The organism is Croceibacterium soli, from assembly GCF_009828065.1.
In the GTDB taxonomy this organism is placed as follows: domain Bacteria; phylum Pseudomonadota; class Alphaproteobacteria; order Sphingomonadales; family Sphingomonadaceae; genus Croceibacterium_B; species Croceibacterium_B soli.
Window position 1 is genome coordinate 59,879 of record NZ_WTYK01000003.1, and the last position, 24,835, is coordinate 84,713.

Sequence of the window (24,835 nt, forward strand, 5' to 3'; positions counted from 1 at the left end):
TGCCGGCCGGCCTACGGCAAGGGATTATTGCAGTTTCGTGTCAGCCCTCGACCTGTTCGGCGAGCTCCAGCCAGCGCTCTTCGGCCGCCTCCTTCTCCGCCCGGGCGGTCTCGATGCCCTTGCTGATGGTGGCGAATTTCTGCGGATCGCGGGTGAACAGGTCGGGGTCGGAGAGGATCTCCTCGCCGCGCGCGATCGCCGCCTCGAGCTCCTCGATGCGGGCCGGGAGCAGTTCGTAGTCGCGCTGGTCCTTGTAGGAGAGCTTGACCTTGCCCGCCCCGCTGGCGGGAGGGGGCTGAGGGGTGGGCGTGTTCTTGGGCCCACCCCCGGCCCCTCCCGCAGGCGGGAGGGGGGATTTGCTCTTCTCGGGGCGTAGCCGCAGCCGCTCCGCGCGCTTGGCCTGCCAGTCCTCGTATCCGCCGGCGACGATGTCCACCACGCCGCTGCCGTCGAGGCCGAGCGTCACGGTGACCGTGCGGTCGAGGAAGTCGCGGTCGTGGCTGACGATCAGCACGGTGCCGTCGTAATCGGCGACGACTTCCTGCAGCAGGTCGAGCGTTTCGAGATCGAGATCGTTGGTCGGCTCGTCCAGCACGAGGAGGTTGGAGGTGCGGGCGAATTCGCGCGCCAGCAGCAGGCGCGAGCGTTCGCCGCCCGAGAGCGTGCCGACTTTGGTATCGACCAGGCCCGGATCGAACAGGAAGTCCTTGAGATAGCCTTGGACGTGCTTGCGCACGCCGCGCACGTCGATCCAGTCGCCGCCTTCGGCGAGAATGTCGCGCACCGTCTTGCCGGGCTGCATCAGCGAGCGCTGCTGGTCGATCATCACGCCGGACAGGGTCTTGGCCAGCGTGACTTTGCCTTCGTCGGGCTCCAGCTCTCCGGTGAGCAGCTTGAGCAGCGTGGTCTTGCCGGCGCCGTTCGAACCGACGATGCCGATCCGGTCCCCGCGCTGCACCCGCAGCGAGAAGTCGCGAATGATCGTGCGGTACTCGACTCCCTCTCCCGTTCGTCCTGAGCTTGTCGAAGGGCGGGCGTCGCGCGGGGTTCGTGGTTCGACAGGCTCACCACGAACGGCTTGGGGTTCACCAGGAACGGCTTCGGGCTCACCACGAACGGCTTGGGGTTCACCAGGAACGGCTTCGGGCTCACCACGAACGGTGAGGGGGAAGCGCTTGGTGACGTGCTCGGCGACGATGACCGACTTGGTCTTGCTGTCGTCGCTGGCGATGGCGAGCTTGGCGGTGCCGCCGGGGGTGAGCATGGCCGCGCGCTGGGCGCGCATCTCGTAGAGCTTCTCCAGCCGTCCCTGGTTGCGCTTGCGCCGTGCGGTGACGCCGCGTTCGAGCCAGTGCGCCTCGAGCTTGAGGCGGGCGTCGAGCCGTTCCGCCGCGCGGGCCTCTTCGGCATAGACCTGCTCTTCCCACGCCTCGTAGCCGCCGAAGCCGATCTCCTTGCGCCGCAGCGAGCCGCGGTCGAGCCACAGCGTCGCGCGGGTTAGGCGCTTGAGGAAGGTGCGGTCGTGGCTGATCGCCAGGAAGGCGCCGTTGAAGCGCTGCAGCCAGCTTTCGAGCCACTCGATCGCGGAAAGGTCGAGGTGGTTGGTCGGTTCGTCCAGCAGCAGCAGGTCGGGGTCCATGGCCAGGGCACGGGCGAGGGCGGCCCGGCGCCGCTCGCCGCCGCTGGCGCTGTCGGCCGGGCGGGCCATGTCGATTCCGAGCTGGCCGGCGATCGCCTCGACATCGTGCGCGGCGGGAGCGCCGGGGCCATGGAGGGCGTAATCCATCAGGGTGTCGTAGCCGCTGAAGAACGGATCCTGCTCCAGGATCACGATCCGCGTGCCGGGCTGGATCGAGCGGCGGCCCTTGTCCGCCTCGATCTGGTCGGCGATCAGCTTGAACAGCGTGGTCTTGCCCGCGCCGTTGCGGCCGATCAGGGCGAGCCGGTCGCGCGGGGCGATGTGCAAGTCGAGGTCGCGAAACAGCCAGCGGCCGCCTTGCTGCAGGCCCAGGCCTTCCCAGGAGAGGATCGGTGCTTCCGCCATGGCGCGCCGCCTAGCCGCTGGTGTAAGGCGGAACAAGCCGGTTCACCGGGGCGTCATCGGCCCGGGCGCACCCGGTGCCTCGAAGGAGATGGTCCTATGATCCGTTACGCTCTTCCGCTGCTTCTTATCACGGCGCTCACCAGCCCCGCCGCCGCCGCCGAAATCCAGATCGCCGCGACCGGCCCGGTCGTGGAGCTCACGATCAACGAGAACGTGGAGGCCGAGCCGGATATCGCCACCGTCAGCGCCGGGGTGACCACTCAGGCCCGCACCGCGGTGGAGGCGATGCGCACCAACGCCAGGGCGATGACCGCCGTGGTCGACCGGATCAAGCAGCTCGGCGTGGCGGAGCGCGACATCCAGACCAGCGGGATCAATCTCGGCGCGATGTACGATTACGACCAGCCGAACCAGCGCCAGGTGTTCCGCGGCTACCAGGCCTCCAACCGAGTCAGCGTGAAGCTGCGCGACATCCAGCGGACCGGCGAAGTGCTCGACGCGCTGGTCGCCGCCGGAGCGACCGACCTCGGCGGACCGGACTGGTCGATCGACGACGATACCGCCGCCCGCGCCCAGGCGCGCCGTGCGGCGATGGAGAAGGCCCAGGCCCAGGCGCTCGATTATGCGCGCATGGCCGGTTACGCGAACGTGCGCCTGCTGGAGATCAACGAGTCGATGATCTCCTCCCGGCCGATGCCGATGGTCGCGCAGATGGCGAGGGCGGAAGCGGCGGACGCCTCCACCCCGGTGCAGCCCGGGATGGTCCAGGCGGGGGTAGTCGTCACCGTGAAGTACGAGCTGACACGCTAGCTGAACCGATGTCGGCGTGCCTATTCACAACTTGTTCAATGCGCGGGGGCTAGGCATCATCGAATGATGAGCAAGCCGTTCTTCTCCGTAGTCGCCGGTGCGGCGTTGGCCTTGGGCCTCGCCGCGCCCGCGCTCGCCGAACAGAGCCGCGGCGACCAGGCCAGCGCGCGCAAGGAGATGCGCGCCGGCAACGTGAAGACCCTGCGGGAAATCGAGCGCATCGTCGTCCCGCAGATCGAGCGACGCGGCAACGTGGAATACCTCACGCCCGAGTGGGACGAGGTCGCCCGCGCCTATCGCCTGAAATTCATCGACAACGCCCAGGGACAGGTTATCTGGGTCGATGTCGATGCCAGAACCGCCCGTATTCTGCGGGTTTCGAAATAGCGCATGGGAAACACCCCGGCTGTTGACGCGTTTATGAACAAGGCCCAGTTACGGGTCGCGTCACAGCAGGGGACCCGTGAATGCGCATCTTAATCGTCGAAGACGAGCCGACTCTCGGCCAGCAGCTCAAGGGCACGCTGGAGCAGACCGGCTATGCGGTGGACCTTTCCACCGACGGCGAAGACGGCCATTTCCTCGGCGCCACCGAAGACTACGACGCGGTGATCCTCGACCTCGGCCTGCCCGAGATCGACGGGCTCACCGTGCTGGGCATGTGGCGCAAGGAAGGGCGCAATTTCCCCGTCCTCGTGCTCACCGCGCGCGACAGCTGGTCCGACAAAGTGGCCGGGCTCGACGCCGGGGCCGACGATTATCTCGCCAAGCCGTTCCAGACCGAAGAGCTGATCGCCCGCCTGCGTGCGCTGATCCGCCGCGCTTCGGGCAACGCCAGTTCCGAACTGATCGCCGGGGACGTGCGGCTGGACACGCGTTCCGGCCGGGTCACCCGCGCCGGGGAGCCGGTCAAGCTGACCGCGCAGGAATACAAGCTGCTGAGCTACCTGATGCACCACAAGGGCAAGGTGGTCAGCCGCACCGAACTGATCGAACACATCTACGATCAGGATTTCGACCGCGATTCGAACACGATCGAGGTTTTCGTGACCCGGATTCGCAAGAAGCTGGGCGCCAATGTCATCACCACCATCCGTGGCCTCGGTTATAGCCTCGACGACCCCGACGAAGCCCCGCGCGAGTAACGCCTCGCCCGATGGCGCCGGCCAGGCTGTAACGCCCGGCGGGGCGGCGGACGAGCAGGCGTTGGGCGCCGGGCCGGGCACGCCGCACACCGGCAGCCTGGCGCGGCGCATGATCCTGATCGCTGCGGGATGGATCTCCATCCTGCTGCTGGTCGGCGGCGTGGCGCTGGACCGCACGCTCACCTCGCTCGTCACGCGCCAGTTCGACGAACAGCTCGGCTATGTGCTCACGGCGATGATCGGCTCGGCCGAGATCGGGCCGGAGGGCGAAGTCTATTTCAACCGCCCGCTGGGCGACCAGCGGTTCCTGGAGCCGAACAGCGGCTTTTACTGGCAGATCAGCGCCGAAGGGCAGGAGGACTGGCCTTCGCGCTCGCTGTGGGACCGGCGGCTGGAGCCGAGCGAGGAGCCGGCGGGTTCGGAGCCGAAGCACTACGATTCCGACCAGTTCGAGGACGAGCCGCTGCGCGTGGCCGAACGGACGATCCGCCTGCCGGGCAGCGATACCGAATGGCGCTTCCTGGTCGCCGGGTCGCGCAAGGAGCTGGACGAGCAGATCGAGGAGCAGCGGTCGATCCTCGCCTGGTCCTTCGCCGTGCTGGGGATCGGCCTGTTCCTGATCGCCATTCTGCAGACCTGGTACGGCCTTAGCCCGCTGCGCCGCATCCGCAAGGCGATCGCCCGCATCCGGACGACCGGGCGGGCGCGCGTGACGGACCCGCTGCCGCTGGAAGTCCAGCCGATGGTCGAGGAGCTGAACGCGCTGCTGGCCCACTCGGAAAAGCAGGCCGAGGAGGCGCGCACCCATGCCGGCAACCTGGCTCATGCCCTGAAGACCCCGCTGACCGTGCTGACCAACGCCGCCCATGCCCATTCGCCCGATCTCGATGAGACCGTCCTGCGCGAAGCGTCGGTTATGCGCCGCCAGGTCGATCACCACCTTGCGAGAGCACGCGCCGCCGGGCGCCGTGCCACCGGGCTCGCCCGGGCCGACGTGATGGAGAGCGCCGAGGCCGTCGAGCGAGCGGTCGGGCGGCTCTATCCGGACGTACGCTTCGATCTCGACGGAACGGGCCGCCCGCGGGTCGCGCTCGAGCGGCAGGACCTCGACGAGATCCTCGGCAACCTGATCGAGAACGCGGCCAAGTACGGCGGCGGCAGCGTGTTCGTCACCGTCGATCCGGAACCGGGTGCGGAGCTGTGCACGATCTGGATCGAGGACGACGGCGCGGGGATATCCGAGGCCGATCGCCCGCGCATCTTCTCGCGCGGCGCGCGGCTGGATACAGAGAAGCCCGGCACCGGGCTCGGCCTGGCCATCGTGCGCGACGTGGTGGAAATCTACGGGGGTGCGGTGGAGCTCGACGAGAGCGAGGACCTCGGCGGACTTCTGGTGCGGCTCAAGCTGCCGAGGGCGAACGCGCCCTGACCAACGAAGGTTCAGCGTGGGTTTAGGCCGGTTGTGTTAACCGTTTGGTCAACAACAACTTTGCTGCCGGAGAGTCGCCATGCCTGCCACCCTGTTCCGCCCCGCCGCGCTGCTGGCGGCGACTTTGGCGCTCGGCGCCTGTTCCACTTACGGCAACGGCTATGGCGGCGTCTCGATCGGCTACGGCGGCTATGGTGGGTACGACCGCTACGGCTACGATCGCTATGACCGTTACGGCTACTATCCGTACTACGGCTGGTACGACGGGTTCTACTACCCGGGCACCGGGTATTACCTCTACGACCGCTACGGCAGCCGTTATCGCTGGGACGACCGTCACCGGCACTACTGGGAGTCCCGCCGGGGCCGGCGCGACGTTCGCGACAACTGGAGCGGTTATCGCCAGGAGGCGCCCCGCGAAGGCAACCGCGGATGGCGCCGCGATCCGCGCGATATGAGTCGCGACCGCGATCGCCGAACCCAGAGCATGGGCCAGGCCCGTTCGGAAGCCCTGCGGTCGCGCAGCGAGAGCCGGCGCGAGGCGCAGGCTCAGCGGCGCGAGAACCGCAGCGAGCGCGCTGAAGAACGGCGGGAGAACCGCGGCTGGCGGACCGAGCCGCGCGACTGAGCGGGGCTAAAGCCTAGCCGGCCTGGGCCCGCTGGTGGTGGCGGATCACTTCCTCGATCACGAAGCGGATGAACTTCTCGCTGAATTCGGGATCGAGATCCGCCTCTTCGGCAAGGTTGCGCAGGCGCTTGATCTGGCGCTCTTCCCGCGCAGGGTCGGCGGGCGGCATGGCCATCTTGGCCTTGTACTCGCCGACGGCCTGGGTGATCCGGAAACGCTCCGCCAGCATGTGAATCAGAGCGGCGTCGATGTTGTCGATGCTCTTCCTGTAGGAGGCGAGCACCTCGTCGGAATCGCGTCGGTTTTGCGGGTCTTGTGGTTGAGTGGCCATATGCGAAGAACGGTAGCATCTATTCCGCGCTTGCCAACCGCGCCGTGCGCACCTTAGGGCCGCGGCATGAGCGCCGAGGTCATTCCGCTGCCCAAAAGAGGCGAGGGCAAGGAGCCGTCCCTGGCTCCGATCCTCAATCTTACCGCCACGGCGATGAATTCCGTCAATGCGATCATCCTCGATCGCATGCAGAGCGAAATCCCGCTGATCCCTTCGCTCGCCGGCCACCTGATTGCGGGCGGCGGCAAGCGCATGCGCCCCATGCTGACGCTCGCCGGCGGGGAACTGGTGGGATACAACGGCACGCGCCACCACAAGCTTTCGGCCGCGGTCGAGTTCATCCACACCGCCACTCTGCTGCACGATGACGTCGTCGACGGGTCCGAGCAACGCCGCGGCAAGTCCGCCGCCAACATCGTGTTCGGCAACCCGGCGACGGTGCTGGTGGGCGATTTCCTGTTCGCCCGCGCTTTCGAGCTGATGGTCGAGGACGGGAGCCTGAAGGTGCTGAAGATCCTCAGCTCCGCGAGCGCGATCATCGCCCAAGGCGAAGTCGACCAGCTGACCGCCCAGCGCAAGATCGAGACCAGCGAGGAACGCTACCTCCACATCATCGGCGCGAAGACTGCCGCACTGTTCGCCGCCGCCAGCCGCATTGCCGCCGTTGTCGCCGAATGTTCCGACGCAGAGGAGAAAGCTCTCGACGATTACGGACGCAATCTCGGCATCGCTTTCCAGCTCGTCGACGATGCGATCGATTACGACACGGGCACCGCCGACATGGGCAAGGACCGTGGCGATGACTTCCGCGAAGGCAAGATGACTCTGCCGGTGATCCTCGCCTATGCTCGCGGCTCGGAGGAGGAGCGGCGCTTCTGGCAGGACGCCATCGCCGGCTTCCGCACCGAGGACGAGGACCTGGCCCACGCGGTGGAGCTGATCCGCAGGCACGGAGCGATCGAAGCCACCCGCGAACGCGCCCGCCACTTCGCCCAGCGTGCCTGCGACGCGCTGTCGATCTTCCCCGACGGAAGGGCGCGACAGGCCATGGTCGAAGCGGCGCAGTTCGCGGTGAGCCGGGGTTATTGACCGGGTCCAAAGCTCGTTACCCCGAACTTGTTTCAGGGTCCATGGTGCCTCACAGACCGACCCTCACCAGGAGGCGAGATGGATGCTGAAACGAGTTCAGCATGACGATTTTGGTATGCATGAGCTTTCCAATCCCCCGTCACCCTGAACTTGTTTCAGGGTCCATGGTGCCTCACAGACCGACCCTCACCAGGAGGCGAGATGGATGCTGAAACGAGTTCAGCATGACGGGTTTGGTGTGCATGACCAGGGTTGGTGCGGGGTGAGGGTTTGAATTGAGCGAACTTCCCATCCATGCCGTCCTGCCGGACCTGCTGGCCGCGTTGCGCGCGCGGACGGGGGCGGTGCTGGTCGCGCCGCCGGGGGCCGGCAAGACCACCGCCGTCGCACCGGCGCTGCTGGACGAGCCGTGGTGTACAGGCACGGTGATCCTCACCAGTCCGCGCCGGGTCGCCGCGCGCGCGGCGGCGGAGCGGATGGCGGAGCTACTGGGGGAGAAAGTCGGGGAGCGGGTCGGTTACCTGACCCGTCTGGACAGCAGGCAATCGGCCGCGACGCGCATCCTGGTGGTCACAGAAGCGATCTTCGTCAGCCGCATTCTCGGCGATCAGGAACTGACCGGCGTGTCCGCGGTGCTGTTTGACGAGGCGCACGAGCGGCACCTGGACAGCGACCTCGGCCTGGCGCTGGCGCTTGAAAGCCAGGCGGTGCTGCGCGAGGATCTGCGCATCTGCGTGATGTCCGCGACGATCGACGGGGCGCGTTTCGCCGGCCTGATGGGCGAGGGCACGCCGGTGATCGAAAGCGAGGGCAGGGCCCACCCGCTGCGGATCGAATGGCTCGGCAGCCGTCCCGAGCTGCGCACCGGCGAGGCCGTGGCCGGCGCGGTGCTGCAGGCCTGGCGGGAAGAGCAGGGCGATGTTCTCGCCTTCCTTCCTGGCGTCGGGGAGATCGAGCGTGCCCGTGAGCGGCTGGAGGAGCGGTTGACGGACGTGCCGATCCTGCCGCTGCACGGCCAGGTCGAGCCTAGCGCCCAGCGTGCGGCGATCCGGCGCGATCCGCAGGGACGGCGGCGGATCGTACTGGCGACCGCCATCGCCGAGACTTCGATCACGCTTGAGGGTGTCTCGGTGGTGGTGGATGCGGGCCTTTCCCGCCGGGCCGAGTTCGATCTTGCCGCTGGCGTCACCCACCTCGTGACCCATCGGGCGAGCCAGGCGGCGGCGGCGCAGCGGGCCGGGCGCGCCGCGCGGCAGGGGCCGGGCGTGGCTTACCGCTTGTGGGAGGAAGCGGCGCATCCGGGGCGCGAGCGGTTCGATCCGCCGGAGATGCTCACCAGCGACCTCGCGCCGCTGGTCCTAGCGCTGGCGCAATGGGGCGTGGCCGATCCGCTCACGCTGCCGTGGCTCGATCCGCCCCCTGCCGCTGCCCTGTCCGCTGCCCGGGCACGCCTGGCAGCGCTCGGCGCGCTCGACGGGGAAGGGCGCATCACAGAACAGGGTCGCCGCATTGCCGCGCTGCCGATGGCGCCGTGGCAGGCGGCGATGGTGCTCTACGGCGCAGAGCACGGAGCGGCGGACCGCGCGGCCAGGCTGGCGCTCCTGCTGCAGGAACGCGGCCTCGGCGGGCGCGGCGAGGACCTGGCGCAGCGGCTCTCGCGCTGGGACGGCGATCGCTCGGCGCGGGCGGAGGCGAGCCGCAAGCTGGCGCAGGGCTGGGCGAAGCGGGCCCAATCCCTTGCAACCACCCCTCCCGTTCGCCCTGAGCTTGTCGAAGGGCGAGCGTCGCGCGAGGTTCGTGGTTCGACAGGCTCACCACGAACGGAGGGCGGGGTGCCTTTGGGCGTGCTCCTCGCAATGGCTCTCCCCGACAACATCGCGCGCCGGCGCGATCCTTCCGGGGAAAGCTGGATCAGCGCAGGAGGGCGCGGATACGTCCTCGACCCCACCTCGCCGCTGGCCATCGCCGAATGGCTCGCGATCGGCGACGCGCAAGGGCAGGCGAAAGGCGCGCGGATCACGGCGGCGGTGGCTCTGGCGACGCCCGAAGTCGAACAGTGGCTCTCCGAACGCATCGAGCGCCGCAGCGTGCTGCGCTGGACCGGGGAGCGGGTCGAAGCACGCCTGGAGCGGCGGATCGGGGCTATTACCCTGGCGAGCGGGCCCGATCCGCAGCCGGACACCGATGCAGTCACGGCTCTGCTTCTGGACAAGGCTGTGGAGAACCTTGCGGATATCCTGCCGACAGATCTTCTCGCCCGCGCCCGCTTCGCCGAGATCGCGGCGCTCTCGCCCGAGGAGCTGGCGGCGGAGGCGGACCAGTGGCTCGCTCCGCTCCTACACGGCCGCCGCGACCTCGCCGTGCCGAAGGGGCAGTTCGTCGATGCGCTACTCGGGCGGCTCGACTGGGATGCGCGGCAAAGGCTCGACAAAGTGGCCCCGCGCGAGTTCGTTACCCCCGCAGGCACGCACCATCCTGTCGATTATTCCGGCCCCGATGCTCCGGCGGTCGAAGTTCGCGTGCAGGCGCTGTTCGGGCTCGAACGCCACCCGATGATCGGCGACACGCCGCTGCTGCTCCGGCTCACCAGCCCCGCCGGGCGGCCGATCCAGTCGACCCGCGATCTGCCGGGCTTCTGGCGCGGAAGCTGGCGCGATGTCGCCAAGGAGATGAAGGGCCGCTACCCCCGCCACCGCTGGCCCGAGGAACCCTGGGCCGAGAAGCCCAGTTTGAAGACCAAGAACGCGTTTCACCGCACTTGATTCTTGCGGCGATCCGAACGAAAGGCAGCGCCATGCAGGCCCGTATCTACAAGCGCCCGAAGAACGCCATGCAGTCCGGCAAGGCGCACACCGACCAGTGGATCCTCGACTTCGTGCCGGCCGAGGCGAAGAAGCCCGACCCGCTGATGGGCTGGGCCGGCAGTGGCGACACGCGCTCGCAAGTCCAGCTCAAGTTCGCGACGTGCGAGGATGCGCAGGCCTATGCGGCGAAGTACGGCATCGATGCGATCGTCCACCAGCCGCCGCCGCGGAAGCTCAAACTGCAGGCTTACGCCGACAACTTCCGCTAAGGGTTCTTGCGCTCGCAGGGGTGCGCGTCTTTCCCTTGCAATCACGCGGCCAGCCAGCCATATGCGCGGCGGGAGTCGGGTGGACGTTCGCGTCCGCCAACCTGGTCAGGTCCGGAAGGAAGCAGCCACAACGGATGGCAGCGGGTCGCCCGGCTCCTTTTCTCCACACCATTGTTGCCATGACATTCGCGGGCTGAGCCCCTAACTTGCCCGCCATGATCGATTCAGGCGACATGTTCGGCGAGGGCGCGCCGCCGGAGGGCGACGAGGACGAGGCCCAGCCAAGCGCAGCGGAGCTCGAGGAGGCAGGCCAGGCGGCGATGTTCGGCGGTCCGGCCCTCACGGCGCCGGAGGCCCCGAAGCCGGTGGCGGCGACACCTTACCGCGTGCTTGCCCGCAAGTACCGGCCGCAGACCTTCTCCCAGCTCATCGGGCAGGACGCGATGGTGCGGACGCTGGCCAACGCGATCACCCGCGACCGGCTGGCCCATGCGTTCCTGATGACCGGCGTGCGCGGAGTCGGCAAGACGTCGACCGCCCGCCTGATCGCCAAGGCGCTCAACTGCGTCGGCCCGGATGGGCAGGGCGGCCCGACGATAGACCCTTGCGGCGTGTGCGAGCCATGCACGGCCATCGCCGAAGGCCGCCACATCGACGTCATCGAGATGGACGCGGCCAGCCACACCGGCGTGGATGACGTGCGCGAGATCATCGAGGCAGTGCGCTATGCGGCGGTCAGCGCGCGCTACAAGATCTACATCATCGACGAAGTCCACATGCTCAGCCGCAACGCGTTCAACGCGCTGCTCAAGACGCTGGAAGAGCCGCCGGCCCATGTGAAGTTCCTGTTCGCCACGACCGAGGTCGACAAGCTGCCGGTCACCGTGCTCAGCCGGACCCAGCGTTTCGACCTCAAGCGCATCCCCACCGGGCTGCTGCAGCAGCACTTCGCCAGCGTCTGCCGGATGGAAGAGATCGAAGCGGAGGAAGAGGCGCTGCACATGATCGCCGCCGCCGCGGAAGGCTCGGTGCGCGACGGGCTGTCGATCCTCGACCAGGCGATCGCCCATGCGGACATGGAGACCGGCGGGCGGATCACGGCCGAGCGGGTGCGTGACATGCTCGGGCTGTCGGACAAGGGCGCGCAGCGGCGCCTGTTCGCGGCCCTGCTGGAAGGCGATCCGAAGGCGGTTCTCGCCGACGTGGACCGGCAGTATGCGCTCGGCGTGGAGCCGCTCGCGCTGATGCGCGGGATGATGGACCTGGCCCATCGGATCACCGTCACCCAGATCGGCGGCAACGCGGCCGACGCGGCGACGCTGGAGGAGCGGGAGGCGCTCGAGGCCTGGGCGGGCAAGCTCACCGCCGGGCAGCTCCACCGCCTGTGGCAACTGCTGCTCAAGGGCTACGACGAAGTGCGCGAAGCGCCCGACCCGCTGATCGCCGCGCAGATGGCGCTGCTGCGGGTGCTCCACGCTGCCGACATGCCCGATCCGGGCACGCTGGCGAAGAAGCTGGAGGAGATGGCGGCGAACGGCCTTGCCGCCGGCGCTGGTTCCGGCGCGAACGGCGCGGCTGGTCCGACGGCCCAGGCGCCGGCGGTCGACTGGGAGCGGCTGGTCGGCCAGGTGGACCGCTCTGGTGCGCTGCGCGTGGCGCAGACGATGCGCGACTGGGTGCGGGTGATCGAGCTCGCCCCCGGCAAGTTGACCTATTCGCTCGCGCCCGGTCTGGCCGACGATCCCGGCCCGGAACTGCGCGATGCGCTGCTGAAGGCGACCGGAGAGCGTTGGCAGGTGATGCGTGGCGAGGGCGACGGCCGGCCGACGCTGCGCGAGATCGCGGAGGCCGAGAAGGCCGCCGAGGATGCCCGCATCCGCAGCGCGCCGCTCGTAGAAGCCGCCTTCGCCGTTTTCCCTGGCGCCGAACTGGTCGACGAGGCCGAGGTGGCGCAGGCAGACCGCACCTGGAACAAGAGAGCTTGAGGACGATCCGATGGACATGGAACAAATGATGAAGGCCGCGCAGGAAGCGGCGGCGAACATCCAGAAGCAGATGGGCGAGGCCCAGGCCAAGCTCGACGCGGTTGAGGTCGAGGGCACCGCCGGCGGCGGGCTCGTGAAGATCCGCTGCACGGCCAAGGGCCGCATCCTCGGCGTTGCGATCGACGACAGCCTGATGGAGCCGAGCGAAAAGCAGATGCTCGAGGACCTCGTCACCGCCGCGTTCAACGACGCGCGGACCAAGGCCGATCAGGCGGCCAATGCGGAGATGCAGAAGGTCCAGCAGGGCATGGGCCTGCCGCCGGGCTTCAACTTCCCGGGGATGGGCTGAGGCGATTTCCACGCTCGGCTGACTGGCGCGCAATCAATCCTGCGGACGGCAGCACTCGCTTAACCACTCCTGGTCTAACCGGGGAGGCAAGGGGGCTTTCGGCGTGAACACGGCAACAGAGAGAGAACGCGCGCATCCAAGGACCAGCATGTTCGTGCTGGCGACCATGAGTGCGCCCGCAGTTTCGGGTTCGGTCAAGATCAGGAACATGTCGCTGCACGGCGCACTGATCGAAGGCGACGCGCTGCCTGGCGTCGGCGAGTCCTTGCGGCTGCGGCGCGGGGAGCTGACCGTGGCGGGGCGGATCGTCTGGCGCAATGCCGGCCGGGCCGGGCTGCGGTTCGAACAGGATGTGGAGGTCAGCCGCTGGCTGCCCACGGGCGGCAGCGGACAGCCGCAGGTCGACCGCACCTTTCACGACCTGAAATCCGGCACGGCCGAACCCGCGCCCCAGACCGCTGCGGAATTCAAGGCGCCGCCCGCTGGCCCCGGGGATGCGCTGAAGGTGGCAGACGCGCTCGACGCGCTGGCCGACGCGCTGTCCGAGGATGCGGGGGTGGTGGCCAGTCACGCGTCGAGGCTGCAGGCCCTGGACATCGCGTCCCAGCTCCTGCGCCGCTTCGCCGCCACGGGGCCCTGACACCGCGGCCGTTTGCGGCCCCTGGGGCCCTGCGGTCGCGCAAGTCCTGGGAGCCGATTTGCGATTGCGCGCGGCCGATGGTATTCGTTGCGACGGGAACCAATTCCGTTTGGCGGGGTTGATTGGCTCCTTGGGGAACCTTGGACAATCGCCTGTGCGACGTGGCCGTTTCGGCCCATCATCCTGGGGGCGCATGGGAGCATCAGTGGGGGCATGGCTACCAATCAGACTATCCCGACGCCGCATCAGCTGAGCGAATACGAGGCACTGATGGCCGCCGGACCCGGGGTCCTGTCCGCGATCCCGGGTGCGGTGTACTTGTGCGACGCAGAAGGCTCGCTGGTCCGCTACAATGCCGAGGCGGAAGCCCTGTGGGGCCGAACGCCCGCACTCGACAAGCGGGAGCGATTCTGCGGCTCGCACAAGCTCTACCTCATCGACGGCACCCCGCTACCGCACGAGAGCTGCCCGATGGCCGACGCGGTTCATGAAGGCCGCGAGACCCGCAATGCGGAAGTGGTCATCGAACGGCCGGACGGCACCAGGATGGTCGCGCTGGTCAACATCCGCGCGCTGCGCGGGCACGACGGGCGCATCCAGGGCGCCATCAACTGCTTCCAGGACATCACCGAACGCAAGCAGCTCCAAGACGAGCTGATGCGCAAGAACCGTGACCTGGAGGACTTCTTCGAGAACGGCGCGGTGGGCCTGCACATCGTCAGCGGCGAGGGCACGATCCTGCGCGCCAATCGCGCCGAACTGGAGCTGCTGGGCTACTCCGCCGACGAGTACGTTGGCAGGCACATCGCAGATTTCCATGCCGACGCCCCGGTGATCGACGACATCCTTCGCCGTCTGTCGGGCGGTGACAGGCTCGATCGCTATCCGGCCCGGCTGCGCGCCAAGGACGGCTCCATCCGCGAGGTGCTGATCACCTCCAACAGCCGGATGGAGGACGGCGCGTTCGTGAACACCCGCTGCTTCACGATCGACGTGACTGATTGGCGGAAGGCGGAGCAGGCCCAGCGCGAAAGCGACGAGCGCCTGGCCGCGACGTACGAGGCCGCACCGGTGGGGATCGCGGAAGTCGACGAGCAGGGCCGCTATGTCCGCGTCAACGATGCGTTCTGCAACATCCTCGGCCGCACGCGCGAGGAGACGCTTGCCAGCGGCATCATCGAGATCACCCACCCCGACGACCGCGCCCGCGAGACCGAACAGTACCAGAGCCAGGTCCGGGGCGAGATCGACAGCTACTCGATCGAGAAGCGCGCGATCCGCGCCGACGGCTCGATCGCTCATCTCGAGGTGTCGAGCTCGTCGGTTCGCGACGAGAATGGGCGGTTCCGCTTCGGCGTCCGGGTGATGCAGGACGTGACCGAGCGGAAGCGCATGCAGGAGGCGATCCGCGCCAACGAGCGCCGCCTGAGCGAGCTGCTCCAGGCCTTGCCGGCGGCGATCTACACGACCGACGCGGAAGGCCGCATCTCCTTCTACAACCAGGCGGCGGCGGACCTCGCCGGGCACGAGCCCAAGTTGGGCAGCGACGAATGGTGCGTCACCTGGAAGCTGTTCCGGCCGGACGGGACTCCGCTGCCCCACGACGAGTGCCCGATGGCGGTGGCGCTGAGGGAGAACCGCGAGGTTCGCGGGGAGGAAGCGATCGCCGAACGGCCTGATGGAACGCGAACCCCGTTCATCCCTTACCCGACGCCCCTGCGGGATGCCGATGGCCGCCTCGTCGGCGCGATCAACATGCTGGTCGACATCACCGACCGAAAGGCCGCCGAAGCGCGGCAGAAGGTCCTGATCGACGAGCTCAACCACCGGGTGAAGAACACCCTGGCCACCGTGCAGTCCCTGGCGCGGCAGACTGCGCGGCACGCGCGCGATGTCGGGGATTTCCGCGAGACTTTCGAGGCGCGGCTGCTGGCCCTGGCCAGGGCGCACGACCTGCTGACCGAGCGCAACTGGATGAGCGCTCCGCTCGAGAAGCTGCTCGACGACATCGTCGCGCCTTACAGCGGCGGAGGAGAGAGGCTGCGGCTGACTGGTCCGCATGTCGAACTCAACCCGCGAGCGGCGCTGTCGATGACCCTTGTGCTGAGCGAACTGGCGACGAACGCGGCCAAGTACGGCGCGCTGAGCAAGCATTCCGGCGTCCTGGCGGTGAACTGGAGCCTGGCCGGCGGCGCGGAGGGCGTGCTGGAACTGGACTGGCGGGAACTGGGCGGCCCACTGGTGGAAGCGCCGGAGCAGCACGGCTTCGGCACCAGGCTGATCGAGCGGTGCGTTCGCCGCGATCTGGAGGGGCACCTGGACCTGGACTTCGCCCAGACCGGCGTCGAGTGCCGGATCGCCATACCGCTGCGGGTGCTTGCCCCGGATGCCTGAAATTGCCGGCACGCGCGTTCTGATTGTCGAGGACGAGGGGATGGTGGCGATGCTCCTCGAAGAGATGCTCCAGGACCTCGGCTGCGTTGTCGCGGCTTCGGTGGCGACAGTGGCCCGCGCCGAAGAGGCGGTTCGTTCCACCGCGGTCGATGTCGCGCTGCTGGACCTGAACCTTGCCGGCGAAACGACGGTCGATTTCGCGCGCGAACTCACCCGGCAGCCGATCCCGATCGTGTTCAGCACCGGCTACGGCAGCAACGGCGTGCCCGCCGATCTCCGCGACCGGCCGATCCTGGCGAAGCCGTTCGAGCCGGGGGATCTGAAGCAGGCGATCGAATGCGTGCTGAAGGTGGCGGGCTGAACCACGCGGGCGGCCGCAAGGCCATCCACAAGGAATCCATGTTCGCCGTTGCGGGCGCGCGCGGCGGTTCCCATATTCCCATCCAAGAAGCCGCGTTGCACCCGTTTCGGCGTGCATGCGTTATGATGGACGGATGCAGACTTTCATGACTCAATTTCCCCTTCTTCCCCTGCGCGACGTGGTCGTCTTCCCCGGCCAGGTCGTGCCGCTGTTCGTGGGCCGCGACAAGTCGGTGAGCGCGCTGGAAGCGGCGATGGCGGGCAACAAGGACATCTTCCTGCTGGCCCAGCTCGATCCCGCCTGCGACGATCCGGTGCGCGAGGACCTCTACGACATCGGCGTGGTCGCCCAGGTGCTGCAGCTGCTCAAGCTGCCTGACGGCACCGTGCGCGTGCTGGTCGAAGGCCAGTCCCGCGCCCGCCTGCAGGATATCGCCGAGCAGGACGGCTATGTCGTCGCCGAGACCGAGCTGATCGAGGAAGAGAGCGTTTCCGGCACGCACATCGCGGCCATGATGCGCAGCGCGCTGGAGCAGTTCGCCGACTACGCCAAGCACAACAAGAAGCTGCCGGACGACGTCGACAGCGACCTCGGCGCGATCGACGACGCGGGGCGCCTGGCCGATGCCATCGCCGCCGCGCTGACGGCGAAAGTCGCCACCAAGCAGTCGCTGCTGACCGAGACCGACCCGCTGAAGCGCCTGGAAATGGTGTTCTCGGTGATGGAGGGCGAGCTGTCCGTGCTCCAGGTCGAGCGCAAGATCCGCGGCCGCGTGAAGCGCCAGATGGAGAAGACCCAGCGCGAGTATTATCTCAACGAACAGCTGAAGGCGATCCAGAACGAACTCGGCGGCGAGGAGGGCGAGGGCGACGAGCTCGCCGAGCTGCAGGAGAAGATCGAGACGCTGAAGCTCTCCAAGGAGGCCAAGGCCAAGGCCACCGCGGAGCTCAAGAAGCTGCGCTCGATGCAGCCGATGAGCGCCGAGGCGACCGTCATCCGCAACTACCTGGACGTGCTGCTCGGCCTGCCCTGGGGCAAGAAGTCCAAGCTCAAGAAGGACATCGCCAAGGCGCAGGAGATCCTCGACCAGGATCACTACGCGCTCGACAAGGTCAAGGACCGGATCGTCGAATACCTTGCCGTGCAGGCGCGGACCAACAAGCTGAAGGGGCCGATCCTGTGCCTCGTCGGCCCGCCCGGCGTGGGCAAGACCAGCCTCGGCAAGTCGATCGCCCGCGCGACCGGGCGCGAGTTCATCCGCCAGTCGCTCGGCGGCGTGCGCGACGAGGCCGAGATCCGCGGCCACCGGCGCACTTACATCGGCTCGCTGCCGGGCAAGGTCGTTACCAACTTGCGCAAAGCGGGGACCAGCAACCCGCTGTTCCTGCTCGACGAGATCGACAAGCTGGGCCAGGATTTCCGCGGCGATCCGGCTTCGGCTCTGCTCGAAGTGCTCGATCCGGAGCAGAACTCGAAGTTCCAGGACCATTACCTGGAGCTCGACATCGACCTGTCGGACGTGATGTTCGTCACCACGGCCAACACTCTCAACCTGCCGCAGCCGCTGCTCGATCGGATGGAGATCATCCGGCTCGAAGGCTATACCGAGGACGAGAAGGTCGAGATCGCCCAGCGCCACCTGATCGCCAAGCAGATCGAGGCGCACGGGCTGAAGGAAGGCGAGTTCGAGCTGACCGAGGACGGGTTGCGCGACCTGATCCGCTACTACACCCGCGAGGCGGGCGTGCGTACTCTGGAGCGTGAGATCGCCCGGCTGGCGCGCAAGTCGCTGCGCCAGATCCTCGAGAAGAAGGTCGAAAGCGTCGTCATCACGCCGGAAAACCTCGGCGACTTCGCCGGCGTGCGCAAGTACCGCCACGACATGAGCGAAGAGGAAGCGCAAGTCGGCGCGGTCACCGGCCTGGCCTGGACCGAAGTCGGCGGCCAGCTGCTGACGATCGAGAGCGTCACCACCCCGGGCAAGGGCGAGGTCAAGACCACCGGCACGCTCGGCAACGTGATGAACGAGAGCATCGCCGCGGCCTTCAGCTTCGTGAAGGCGCGGGCGCCGGCCTATGGCATCAAGCCGTCGATCTTCCAGCGCAAGAACGTCCACATCCACTTGCCCGAAGGGGCGGTGCCGAAGGACGGCCCGAGCGCGGGCGTCGGCATGGTCACCTCGATCGTCTCGACCCTCACCGGCATTCCGGTGCGCCCGGACGTGGCGATGACCGGCGAGGTCACGCTGCGCGGCCGGGTGCTGCCGATCGGCGGGCTGAAGGAGAAGCTGCTGGCGGCGCTTCGCGGCGGCATCAAGAAGGTGCTGATCCCGGAGGAGAACCAGAAGGATCTCGCCGAGATTCCGGACAACGTCAAACAAGGCCTTGAGATCGTGGCGGTGAGCCATGTCGACCAGGTTCTCGAGCACGCGCTCACCTCGGTGCCGACGGCGATCGAATGGACGGAGGCGGACGACATCGCCAGCCAGCCCGTTCCGGCGCCCGCCGCGCCCGGCAACGGACCGACTGCGCACTGAGCAGGCGCAGCAACAGTGCTGCGCCGCAGCGACTCGCGATGGTTGCTGCATGGTTACCCGGCCGTTAGCCATATCGCCGCCGGAGCTCGTGCTCCGGCGGCGGCGAATTTGCCTCCGGATCGGCTGGAAAGCGCGGAATTGCGCGGCTTTTGGCTTTGACAGCGCAGGGAAAAGTCGCTCAACTCCGCGCCAATCGCGAGGCGATTCCACACCCGATCCGGACAATCACAACTGAGGGGGATTCTCGGAGTATGAACAAGAACGAATTGATCGGCGCAGTCGCCGACGCGAGCGGGCTGTCGCGCAGCGATGCCACCAAGGCGGTGGAAGGCGTGTTCGACACGATCACCAGCGCGCTGTCGAAGGGCGACGAAGTGCGCCTGGTCGGCTTCGGCACTTTCTCGGTCGCCAAGCGCAAGGCCTCCACGGGCCGCAACCCGCGCACCGGCGAACCGATGACGATCAAGGCCTCGACCCAGCCCAAGTTCAAGGCCGGCAAGGGCCTGAAGGATTCGGTGAACTGATCTCGCGCGGCCGGCCTCCCGCCGGCCCCTGATCGCAAAAGGGCCGCTCCGCAACCGCGGGGCGGCCCTTTCCCTATGGGGCGGAAGAACCCGATCCTCCCCGGAACGGGGAGGGGGACCGCCCGCGAAGCGGGTGGTGGAGGGGGCTCGCCGCACGCGCTGCGCCAGGAGGCGGGCCCCCTCCGTCAGCCCTGCGGGCTGCCACCTCCCCGTCCCGGGGAGGATCTTTGTCAGACTGGCATCCAAATCCTCCCCGGAACGGGGAGGGGGACCGCCCGCGAAGCGCGTGGTGGAGGGGGCTGGCCGCACGCGCTGCGCCAGGAGGCGGGCCCCCTCCGTCACCGGCCTGCGGCCGGCGCCACCTCCCCGTCCCGGGGAGGATTTTGGCCTCGCACTACCCCTTCAGCAATCGGTGCCAGCGGTCGGACCAGCTGCGCTGCGGGGGCCATTCTTCGTCGGCCGGCTTGATGCGCAGCAAGGCGAGCCGGTTGAAGCCGCTGCGGATGCCTTCGATCGTGACCGGGTGATCGACGTACTTCCGCAGGTGGCAGCTCGGTTCCAGCTCCCATTCCCCGCCGCCGAATACGGCGACGACGAAGCGCCCGCCTTCCCGCCGCCTGATGATCCCTGTTACGACATGCGATGTTCCGAGCGGCATTCCCGCACTCCCCGGAAGCCGATGGCGGTGCGCCCCCGCTGTTCGACTTCACACCATGAGCCCTGGTGATCGGGGAGGTAGTAAACCGAGGTAAGTCGGCCCTGCGGCCTTTAGGCCCGAGAGCCCTGGACATACGCCGCAGGCTCCCCGACCATAGGTCACGGAGTGTGGCGCTGTTACGGTCAGCACCAACCGCTTACCTCGGGGTTACTACACCCCCAGAGCCGTGCGTGGCGGCCCCACAGCCTGTATGGAAGCTTTCGGGCGCTTACTCAACGGCCAGATTTGGGGGCCCCTAATCCTCCCCGGCACGGGGAGGTGGCAGCGCGAAGCGCTGACGGAGGGGGCCCGCGGCCTGGTTCGACCGTTCGTCCAGGCCAAGGGCCCCCTCCACCACGCGCTGCGCGCGCGGTCCCCCTCCCCGTCCCGGGGAGGATTTATCTCAGCGCCTCACCCAATCCTCCCCGGAACGGGGAGGGGGACCGCCGATGGCGGTGGAGGGGGTTGGCCTGGAGGAACCGTCGAGCCAGGCCATGCCCCCACCGTCATCGCTGCGCGATGCCACCTCCCCCAGAGGGGGAGGATCTTTGTCAGACTGGCATCCAAATCCTCCCCGGAACGGGGAGGGGGACCGCCGAAGGCGGTGGAGGGGGGCTGGCCTGGACGTACCGTGGAGCCGGGCCGGGCCCCCTCCGTCAGCCGCTACGCGGCTGCCACCTCCCCCAGAGGGGGGATCGGAAGTCGAGGTAGGAGTCAGCCGGATCTGGTCGCCACGGCGTAGAGTGCGATGGCGGCGGCGTTGGAGACGTTGAGGCTTTCCATCGCTTCGCCGATGGGCAGCCGCGCGAGGGCGTCGCAGTGCCCGGCGATGTTGTGGCGCAAGCCTTCGCCTTCGGCGCCGAGCACCAGCGCGATCGGGCCGGCGGGAAGGGCTTCGGCGAACTTGGCGTCCGCTTCGCCGGCCAGGCCGATTCGCCAGTATCCGGCTTCGGCCATCTCCTCCAGCGCGCGGGCCAGGTTGACCACCCGAACCCACGGCACGATCTCCAGCGCGCCCGAAGCGGACTTGGCGACGACGCCGCTCTCCGGCGGGGCATGGCGGTCTTGCGTGACGATCGCGGCCGCGCCGAAAGCCGCCGCCGAACGCAGGATCGCGCCGACGTTGTGCGGATCGGTGACCTGGTCGAGCACCACGACCGGCCGGTCGGCCTCGCCGTTCAGCACTTCGTCGAGGTAGACGTCGGGCAGGGGATCGCACTCCAGCACCAGCCCCTGGTGCGGCGCGTCGCGGGCGACGAGCCGGCCGAGATCGGCGACTTCCGCGTATTCGATGGGAAAACCTTCCGGCAGCTCTCCATCAAGCGAGGCCACGCCCTCCCGCGTGGCCCACAGCTTGCGGTGCTGGCGGAGCGGGTTCTTCAGCGCCGCTTCGACCGCGTGGCGGCCCCACAGCCGCACCTGGCCATGCGTCGCCCGGCCGGAGCCGCGTCCGCCCTGCATGCGCCCGGCGCGTCCGCGCAAACCCTTTTTACTGCTACTTTTTGCCATGACACTCCTTGTTCGGCCCCTCCCTGCCAGCGGCACCATTGACAGGCAAGCGCCGCTTCGCCATGGACCCCCGCACTCGGCCGGAGCCCTTGCGACAAGGGCTGCAATCGGACGGTTTCGACCGTCGCCGGCACCAGGGTGGACAGGTGGCCGAGTGGTTAAAGGCAGCAGACTGTAAATCTGCCCGCGCAAGCGTACGCTGGTTCGAATCCAGCCCTGTCCACCACCGCCCTTCCCGGAGCGGCCCGCCGAAACCCGTAGAAACCGCAGAACTCCTAGGGTAACGTGCCCGTGCAGGCCCGCCTGTACCCGCCGCTTATCGCCTGCAGCCAGGCCGAAGTGTGGGGGAAGTGTGGGGGAAGATGGGCTTTCCCCCACATTCTGATTCCCCGGTGTGGGGGAGAAAAGTGTGGGGGAAGATTATGGGCAAACTGACCGCGGTGGCCGTGAAGGCGGCTCTGGCGAATCCAGGGACCTACCAAGATGGCGATGGGCTGTTCCTGAAAGTGGACAAGCGGGGTGGCGCTTCCTGGACTTTACGACTCCAGCGCGACAGCAAACGGCAGGACATCGGACTCGGGTCCGCCAAGCTGCTGACATTGGCCGAGGCCCGTGAGAGAGCCGGGAGCCTGCGCAAGGCGGTGAAGGTCGAACGCCGCGATGTCCTGACGGAGCGGAAGGACGAAGCTGCCGCTAAAGTGACGTTCCGCGAAGCCGCCCTCCAGTATCATGCCGAGAACGAGGCAGGGTGGAAGAGCGCCGTCTACACCCGCCAGTGGCTTGCCGGCCTGGAGAACTATGCCTTCCCCAAGCTGGGCAACCAGCCGACCGGCAGCATCACGGCGGCGGACATTATCGCGGTCCTGGCTCCGATCTGGCAGGAGATCCCCGAAACGGCGCGCCAGGTCCGTAATCGGATCTGTGCGGTGCTGGACTATGCCCATGCGAAGGGCTGGCGCTCCACCGAGGCTCCCTCGGGCAGCGGCAGCCTCAAAGCGGGCCGCGGGCTGCCCCGGCAGGTCAAAGCCCGGGAGAACCGGAAAGCCATGCCGTACGTGGCCGTTCCCAGCTTCCTCACAGCATTGCGCCGCAAACCCTCTTATGGAAAGCTGGCGCTCGAGCTGCTCGTCCTCACCGGGACACGCAGCCAGGAGGTGAGGCTGGCGACATGGGACGAGTTCGACCTCGAAGCTCGGCTGTGGACGATCCCGGCCGAACACATGAAGCGCAGCAAGGCCCACATCGTGCCCCTGTCCGATGCAGCCCTGGCGGTGCTCGCGAAAGCGGCGGCCTTGAAGCGGGAAGGGGCCGTCCAGGTCTTCCCCGGCGCAGCCGGCGGTCCGATGTCCGACATGACGCTGCTGAAGGTCCTGCGCGACATGAGCGAGCCCTACCACGTCCACGGGTTCCGTTCGGCCCTAACGGACTGGGCGGCGAACGAGGGGCACCCAGATGCCGTCGTAGAGGCGGCCTTGGCGCACAAGACGCCCGACGCAGTGCAGGCCGCCTATCGCCGCACAACCTATCTCGGCACCCCGGACCAGCCGGGCCAGCGGGTGAGGCTGATGGCGGAATGGGGACGCTACTGCAGCGCTGCTGCTGCTGACAGCGCAACGATCGTGCCGATCGGAAAGGGGAGGGGAGGGAAATGAGTGAGACACTAGAATTGCCAAGTGAGCCCGGCGACTTCGCCGATCAGGAAGCGGCGGCGCGGACACTCGCCGACGGGAAATGGATCAGTGCCAGCGAAGCACTTGATATGGTCTCGCAAGGACGGCGAGACGAAGGAGAACCAGGAGATGCAATCTGCTTCCGTGCGGAAAACGGGGAAGTTCGCGCAAGGGCGCGGCGGTGGATAACAATCGAGAATGGCCGCACGTACGAGTGGCTCGACGAGTTGATCCCGCGCGACTTCTGGTGCGATCGCGACATGAGGAAAGACTGGTCACTCGGGGACTTCAAAAGCACGATCTACCTCGAGGGGGCCGAATTTGAGGTCACGGCGCTAGGCGTCACTTTCGAGCTGTCGGACATCGAAGCCATCTCTGGAGCACTCACATCCGGGCGCTCTTTGACGGTGAGCAAGCGGGGGCGGCCAAAAGGCAGCGGCGGTCACGGTGCAGTGGACGCCATCATTGTCGAAAAAATGCGGCAGTATTTATCCAACAATCCCGGCAAGACGGTCTACTCCACAGCGGGGCTATTCGCCGGCCAGGCCGCCGGGGGTGGCTGCTTCGAAACGAAGCAACGGCGGTTATGTGCTGCCTACAAGAAGGCGTTCCCCAGCTAGCCGGCTTTTCCTGACAATAGTCGTCATTTTTTGACGATGACCAGGCATGCTCCTGCACGCAAGATTCCGCCACGGCTCGTGCAATCCCGTGCCAGCCGTGACGGAGTATCCCTCGATGGAGCCTATCCTCTGTTCACAAGCCGAAGCCGGAAAGATGCTGGCGATCGGCAAAACCAAGCTGGGCGAACTCATCGCCCAAGGAGAACTTGAATCTGTCCGCATCGGCTCGCGCCGGCTCGTTAAGATCGCGAGCATTAGGCAGCTGGCCGGCTTCGATCACGCTCGGCAGGGAGAGGCGGAATGACTGCCCCCACATCGCCAGCCGCGCAGGTCGCATCTGTCGCATCGTTCTTCCGCATGCACCTCCCTCGCACCGGGCACATCTGCATCGCCAACCATGCCGATGGCAGGTTCTCTCCCTCCTTCTGCTCTGACGCCGAGAAAGCCGCGGCGCGTGCCATCACGCTCGATGCGGGGCGGCGGGGGCAGGTCTACTTCGGGTGCGCCGTTTATGCTGATCCGGCTTCCGGTCGGAAAGGTCACAACGTGGCCGCGGCTCGCTCCCTCTGGCTCGATATCGATACGCGAGAGTGGAAGGACGACGCTCCTTACGCTGACAGACCGGCAGCCAAGCTCGCTCTCGCCAAGTTCTGCTGCGAGATCGGACTGCCTGACCCAACGGTCGTCGACTCCGGCAACGGCTTGCATGTCTATTGGCCTTTGGACCGTGACCTGAAGCCGGCAGAGTGGCGGGGGCTGGCTCAGTTGCTCAAGCTGGCAACCCTCAGGTCGGGCTTGGTGATCGTGCCGGATAGGCTTCTTTGCACCGCGGGTGAACTACGCTGTCATGCTGCCTCCGGCATCGCCCTGATCGTGCTTGGGCTACGGGATCTACCTGTTCCTGCTGCCGAGGTTACGACGAAAGCAGAGACGTCAGCGGATCGCGGCGCGCAATCTTCGGGAGCTTGTCACTCGAGATTGCTGATCGGGCGTGCTTAGCG

General features: G+C 67.6%; 23 protein-coding genes, 1 tRNA gene and 1 other RNA gene. 21 read left to right on the forward strand and 4 right to left on the reverse strand.

Annotated elements, in window-relative coordinates:
- Nucleotides 1-40: 40 nt before the first annotated feature.
- The gene (locus GRI75_RS06080) at nt 41-2,044 is read right to left on the reverse strand and encodes an ABC-F family ATP-binding cassette domain-containing protein (protein WP_160746081.1); all 2,004 of its coding nucleotides are present in this window, start codon (nt 2,042-2,044) and stop codon (nt 41-43) included.
- 96 nt (nt 2,045-2,140) lie between these two features.
- Here GRI75_RS06080 and GRI75_RS06085 point away from each other — a divergent pair, with 96 nt between their 5' ends.
- From GRI75_RS06085 to GRI75_RS06105, 5 genes are all read left to right on the forward strand, one after another.
- Nucleotides 2,141-2,854, forward strand: a complete 714-nt coding sequence (locus tag GRI75_RS06085) for an SIMPL domain-containing protein (RefSeq protein WP_160746082.1) — start codon at nt 2,141-2,143, stop codon at nt 2,852-2,854.
- A gap of 63 nt (nt 2,855-2,917) precedes the next feature.
- Nucleotides 2,918-3,241 (forward strand): hypothetical protein, encoded by a 324-nt coding sequence (locus GRI75_RS06090; RefSeq protein WP_235911371.1) that lies wholly within the window; start codon nt 2,918-2,920, stop codon nt 3,239-3,241.
- An 80-nt stretch (nt 3,242-3,321) separates the two neighbouring features.
- Nucleotides 3,322-3,999 carry a response regulator transcription factor gene (locus GRI75_RS06095; RefSeq protein WP_160746083.1) on the forward strand — a complete coding sequence of 226 codons (678 nt, stop codon included), beginning with the start codon at nt 3,322-3,324 and terminating at the stop codon, nt 3,997-3,999.
- Entirely contained in the window at nt 3,950-5,428 is a 1,479-nt protein-coding gene (locus GRI75_RS06100) for a sensor histidine kinase (RefSeq protein WP_407925135.1), read from the forward strand. Before GRI75_RS06095 ends, GRI75_RS06100 begins: the two co-directional genes overlap by 50 nt.
- Before the next feature lie 79 nt (nt 5,429-5,507).
- Nucleotides 5,508-6,056: a hypothetical protein gene (locus tag GRI75_RS06105; RefSeq protein ID WP_160746085.1), complete on the forward strand. Its 549-nt coding sequence runs from the start codon at nt 5,508-5,510 to the stop codon at nt 6,054-6,056.
- Nucleotides 6,057-6,069: 13 nt separating this feature from the next.
- Here GRI75_RS06105 and GRI75_RS06110 read toward each other — a convergent pair whose 3' ends face one another.
- Nucleotides 6,070-6,387, reverse strand: coding sequence for a chorismate mutase (locus tag GRI75_RS06110; RefSeq protein WP_160746086.1), 318 nt, complete (start codon nt 6,385-6,387; stop codon nt 6,070-6,072).
- Between the two features lie 66 nt (nt 6,388-6,453).
- On the opposite strand from GRI75_RS06110, the gene GRI75_RS06115 reads away from it, so the two are divergent.
- The 11 genes from GRI75_RS06115 to GRI75_RS06165 all read left to right on the forward strand — a co-directional run bounded on the left by GRI75_RS06115 (nt 6,454) and on the right by GRI75_RS06165 (nt 19,338).
- Nucleotides 6,454-7,476, forward strand: coding sequence for a polyprenyl synthetase family protein (locus GRI75_RS06115; protein WP_160746087.1), 1,023 nt, complete (start codon nt 6,454-6,456; stop codon nt 7,474-7,476).
- A gap of 275 nt (nt 7,477-7,751) precedes the next feature.
- Nucleotides 7,752-10,238 carry an ATP-dependent helicase HrpB gene (gene hrpB, locus GRI75_RS06120; RefSeq protein WP_160746088.1) on the forward strand — a complete coding sequence of 829 codons (2,487 nt, stop codon included), beginning with the start codon at nt 7,752-7,754 and terminating at the stop codon, nt 10,236-10,238.
- 32 nt (nt 10,239-10,270) lie between these two features.
- Nucleotides 10,271-10,549, forward strand: a complete 279-nt coding sequence (locus GRI75_RS06125) for an ETC complex I subunit (protein WP_160746089.1) — start codon at nt 10,271-10,273, stop codon at nt 10,547-10,549.
- Between the two features lie 68 nt (nt 10,550-10,617).
- Nucleotides 10,618-10,712: signal recognition particle sRNA small type (ffs, locus tag GRI75_RS06130), an RNA gene on the forward strand.
- 52 nt (nt 10,713-10,764) lie between these two features.
- Nucleotides 10,765-12,534 carry a DNA polymerase III subunit gamma/tau gene (locus tag GRI75_RS06135; RefSeq protein WP_160746090.1) on the forward strand — a complete coding sequence of 590 codons (1,770 nt, stop codon included), beginning with the start codon at nt 10,765-10,767 and terminating at the stop codon, nt 12,532-12,534.
- Between the two features lie 10 nt (nt 12,535-12,544).
- Nucleotides 12,545-12,883, forward strand: coding sequence for a YbaB/EbfC family nucleoid-associated protein (locus GRI75_RS06140; protein ID WP_160746091.1), 339 nt, complete (start codon nt 12,545-12,547; stop codon nt 12,881-12,883).
- A gap of 103 nt (nt 12,884-12,986) precedes the next feature.
- The gene (locus GRI75_RS06145; protein WP_328597940.1) at nt 12,987-13,523 is read left to right on the forward strand and encodes a PilZ domain-containing protein; all 537 of its coding nucleotides are present in this window, start codon (nt 12,987-12,989) and stop codon (nt 13,521-13,523) included.
- A 213-nt stretch (nt 13,524-13,736) separates the two neighbouring features.
- A complete protein-coding gene (locus GRI75_RS06150; RefSeq protein ID WP_160746093.1) occupies nt 13,737-15,917 on the forward strand; it encodes a PAS domain-containing sensor histidine kinase in 2,181 nt (726 codons plus the stop codon).
- Complete coding sequence (locus GRI75_RS06155; RefSeq protein ID WP_160746094.1) at nt 15,910-16,278, forward strand: response regulator; 369 nt, start codon at nt 15,910-15,912, stop codon at nt 16,276-16,278. The genes GRI75_RS06150 and GRI75_RS06155 overlap by 8 nt, the downstream gene beginning before the upstream one ends.
- Before the next feature lie 145 nt (nt 16,279-16,423).
- Nucleotides 16,424-18,814 carry an endopeptidase La gene (gene lon / locus GRI75_RS06160; protein WP_160746095.1) on the forward strand — a complete coding sequence of 797 codons (2,391 nt, stop codon included), beginning with the start codon at nt 16,424-16,426 and terminating at the stop codon, nt 18,812-18,814.
- 251 nt (nt 18,815-19,065) lie between these two features.
- On the forward strand, nt 19,066-19,338 hold the full coding sequence (locus tag GRI75_RS06165) for an HU family DNA-binding protein (protein ID WP_160746096.1): 273 nt from the start codon (nt 19,066-19,068) through the stop codon (nt 19,336-19,338).
- Nucleotides 19,339-19,732: 394 nt separating this feature from the next.
- On the opposite strand, the gene GRI75_RS06170 is transcribed toward GRI75_RS06165, so the two are convergent.
- Both GRI75_RS06170 and rlmB read right to left on the reverse strand, forming a co-directional pair.
- The gene (locus GRI75_RS06170; protein ID WP_160746097.1) at nt 19,733-19,996 is read right to left on the reverse strand and encodes a DUF5818 domain-containing protein; all 264 of its coding nucleotides are present in this window, start codon (nt 19,994-19,996) and stop codon (nt 19,733-19,735) included.
- A 753-nt stretch (nt 19,997-20,749) separates the two neighbouring features.
- On the reverse strand, nt 20,750-21,544 hold the full coding sequence (rlmB, locus tag GRI75_RS06175) for a 23S rRNA (guanosine(2251)-2'-O)-methyltransferase RlmB (protein WP_160746098.1): 795 nt from the start codon (nt 21,542-21,544) through the stop codon (nt 20,750-20,752).
- 140 nt (nt 21,545-21,684) lie between these two features.
- On the opposite strand from rlmB, the gene GRI75_RS06180 reads away from it, so the two are divergent.
- From GRI75_RS06180 to GRI75_RS06200, 5 genes are all read left to right on the forward strand, one after another.
- Nucleotides 21,685-21,770: transfer RNA gene (locus tag GRI75_RS06180), tRNA-Tyr, on the forward strand.
- A gap of 196 nt (nt 21,771-21,966) precedes the next feature.
- Nucleotides 21,967-23,196 (forward strand): tyrosine-type recombinase/integrase, encoded by a 1,230-nt coding sequence (locus GRI75_RS06185; RefSeq protein WP_160746099.1) that lies wholly within the window; start codon nt 21,967-21,969, stop codon nt 23,194-23,196.
- The gene (locus tag GRI75_RS06190; protein WP_160746100.1) at nt 23,193-23,834 is read left to right on the forward strand and encodes a hypothetical protein; all 642 of its coding nucleotides are present in this window, start codon (nt 23,193-23,195) and stop codon (nt 23,832-23,834) included. The genes GRI75_RS06185 and GRI75_RS06190 overlap by 4 nt, the downstream gene beginning before the upstream one ends.
- 115 nt (nt 23,835-23,949) lie before the next feature.
- Entirely contained in the window at nt 23,950-24,138 is a 189-nt protein-coding gene (locus GRI75_RS06195; RefSeq protein WP_160746101.1) for a MerR family transcriptional regulator, read from the forward strand.
- Nucleotides 24,135-24,833, forward strand: coding sequence for a hypothetical protein (locus GRI75_RS06200; RefSeq protein WP_160746102.1), 699 nt, complete (start codon nt 24,135-24,137; stop codon nt 24,831-24,833). The genes GRI75_RS06195 and GRI75_RS06200 overlap by 4 nt, the downstream gene beginning before the upstream one ends.
- The last annotated feature ends 2 nt before the right edge of the window (nt 24,834-24,835 follow it).